The sequence below is a fragment of the Bradyrhizobium jicamae genome, assembly GCF_018130215.1.
Classification (GTDB): domain Bacteria; phylum Pseudomonadota; class Alphaproteobacteria; order Rhizobiales; family Xanthobacteraceae; genus Bradyrhizobium; species Bradyrhizobium jicamae_A.
In genome coordinates this window covers 1-2,607 of the sequence record NZ_JAFCKQ010000110.1, presented here as the reverse complement: position 1 = coordinate 2,607, position 2,607 = coordinate 1, and the positions used below count along the sequence as shown (strand labels likewise).

The 2,607-nt window shown below is 63.8% G+C and carries 3 protein-coding genes; all 3 read right to left on the bottom strand.

Going from position 1 to position 2,607, the window contains the following annotated elements; genetic code table 11:
* Positions 1-76: 76 nt before the first annotated feature.
* From tnpC to tnpA, 3 genes are read right to left on the bottom strand one after another with little or no spacing between them, the layout of a single operon-like run.
* On the bottom strand, positions 77-1,729 hold the full coding sequence (gene tnpC / locus JQ586_RS40105) for an IS66 family transposase (RefSeq protein WP_212400136.1): 1,653 nt from the start codon (positions 1,727-1,729) through the stop codon (positions 77-79).
* 45 nt (positions 1,730-1,774) lie between these two features.
* Positions 1,775-2,122, bottom strand: coding sequence for an IS66 family insertion sequence element accessory protein TnpB (gene tnpB / locus JQ586_RS40100; RefSeq protein ID WP_212400135.1), 348 nt, complete (start codon positions 2,120-2,122; stop codon positions 1,775-1,777).
* Positions 2,119-2,520 (bottom strand): IS66-like element accessory protein TnpA, encoded by a 402-nt coding sequence (tnpA, locus tag JQ586_RS40095; RefSeq protein ID WP_212400134.1) that lies wholly within the window; start codon positions 2,518-2,520, stop codon positions 2,119-2,121. The genes tnpB and tnpA overlap by 4 nt, the downstream gene beginning before the upstream one ends.
* Between the last annotated feature and the right edge of the window lie 87 nt (positions 2,521-2,607).

Here is a 2,607-nt window from a genome sequence, read left to right as displayed (position 1 = left end):
GTACGCATACGACGAGGACCGCCTGATAGACGCACGCGCGCGGGCACAGTGAGCTCTATGATCGGTTGGGTGAAGGTCAGGCGGCCTGCTGACCGGCAGGCTTATCGGCTTGGCGCAGGAGCTTCCATTCCCAGGGCAGCAGTTCGTGCAGCCGCGACGTGGGAAGCTCGGCGATCCGGGCGAGGACGTCGGCGAGCCAGGCCTTGGGATCGACGTCGTTGAGGCGACAGGTCGTGATCATCGTCAGCATGATAGCGGCACGGTCGGCGCCACGCTGGCTACCAGCGAAGGTCCAGTTGCGCCTTCCCAAGGCAATGCCTCTCAATGCACGCTCAGCGCAATTGTTGGTCAAGCAGATCCTGCCATCGTCGAGGAAGCGGGCGAAGTCGTCCCAGCGCCTGAGCATGTAGTTCATGGGCTTCAGGACCTCGGCGGAGCGCGAGAGGGTTTCTCGCTCGCGCAGCAGCCAGGCGTGCATGTCGTCGAGCAGCGGCTTGCTCCGCTCCTGGCGCACGGCGCGCCGCTCGTCGGCACTACGGCCGTTGATGGCGCGCTCGATCTCGAACAGGGCGTCAAGACGCCTGACCGCCTCCAGCGCGATCGGGGAGACCGGTTTGCCCTTGCGGCCTTCCCGTGCGGTTTTCTCGATGTCGGCCAGCTCGAAGAAGCCTCGCCGCGCATGGGCCAGGCAAAATGCCGGTGTGATCGGCATCGCTTTCCTTTTTGGGTCGAACAACGGCTCGAAGCCGCCATAGCAATCCGCCTGCAGGATGCCGGCGAAGGCGGCCAGATGCTTCTGGGGATGTTCGCCCCGTCGGTCGCCCGAGGCATAATAGACCGCCACCGGCGGCGCAGGCCCGGCGAACGGCCGGTCATCCCGCACATAGGTCCAGATCCGGCCGGTCGTGCACTTGCCCTTCGCCAGGATGCGGATGGTGGTGTCGTCGCCATGAAGGCGCTCGGCCGCGAGCACATGACGCTCAATCAGCTGGAACAGCGGCATGACGGCGAAGGTCCCGTGGCCGACCTGGTCGGCCAGCGTCGATAGCGGCAAATCGATCCTCTCGGCCTTAAAGCGCACGCTCTGGCGATTGAGCGGGATATGCATGCCGAACTTGTCGAACAGGATCGTCGCCAGCAACTGCGGACCAATGAAGCCGCGCGGCGTGGCATGGAACGGTGCCGGCGGCTGGCTGATCTTCTCGCAATCGCGGCAGGTGAACTTCTCGCGTACCGTCTCGATGACCTTGAAGCGGCGCGGAATCTCCTCCAGCGTCTTGGTCACATCCTCGCCGACCTTCGCCAGCCGCGATCCACCACAGCAGGCGCAGGTCGTTGGAGCTTCAACGACGACGCGCTCGTGTTCGATATCGTCTGGCCAAGGCTTGCGCACTGGCCGCTTACGCGTGAAGGGACGGACGTTCTGCGTCTTCGCCGCCGCCGCCTGTGCGGCAAGCTCATCCTCGCTCGCCGTGGTGACGAGTTCCTCCAGCTCCAACTCCAACTGCTCGAGCAGCCGTGCCGAGCGCTCGGATCGCTGCCCGTGCAGTTCGCGTTTGAGCTTCTCGATCCGCAGCTCGAGATGCGCGATCAGCGCCGCGTTATCCGATAGCTCCGCCTGCGCGCTGGCAGCCATCGCCTCGGCCCGCAGCCGCGCCTCACGCTCGGCTTGCAGCGCTGCCAAGGCACTGACGAGATCCGACGGGAGGTCGTCCGGCTTCGATATCATGAAGCCATTGAATCAGATCGAGCGGCAGATTCAAACCCAAAACGGTTATCCGACCCGCGTCGGACGCTGGGTTTCTTGCGGATTGCGCCAATCGATCCCGGACAGAAGATAGCTCAACTGCGCCGGCGAGATCGTTACCGATTCACCGGCAACCGATGGCCAGATGAACTTTCCTCTCTCGAGTTTTTTTGTGAACAAGCAGGCTCCCTGGCCATCGTGCCAGATCGCCTTCACGAGATCGCTGCGGCGACCGCGGAAGACGAACAGATGACCGCTGAGCGGGTCTTTGTGTAGCACCTCCTGCACTTGGAGGGCCAGCGACGGAAAGCCCCTGCGCATATCCGTGTAGCCAGTCGCGAGCCACACTCGCACATTCCCCGGTATAGCAATCATCGGCGTCCAAGCACATCGAGGACCCGCGCCAGCGCCTCCGGATCGACGTGCGCATCCACCCGGATGCACCGTCGGTTGCCGAGATCGATCTCTATCAATCCAGTACGCGCGGCTGCCACGGAGCGAACTCGGCCATCAACCGTAGGCAAAAGCTTCGGAGCTTCCTCAGCGGAGGCCGCTACGGCGGCGATCTGCACCGGCGTAAAAGACGGTACACCTTGTTCCGATGTCCGTGCTTGTCGACGCCAGGTAAACACCAGGCTGGCCGCTACTCCGTTGCGACGCGCAACCTCGGTTACCTTCGCGCCCGGTGCCAGCGTCTCCTCGACAATCCGTGCCTTGTCGTCCTGCGACCAGCGCCGCCGCCGCTCCAGCCCGCCCAAAACCTCGACCCGCATCGCCTGATGACCTTAAAGCTAGACTAAAGGTCACACGCTTCGCGAATTACCACCCGTCACGCAAGACGGCCCTCGTCGGAGGCGTAC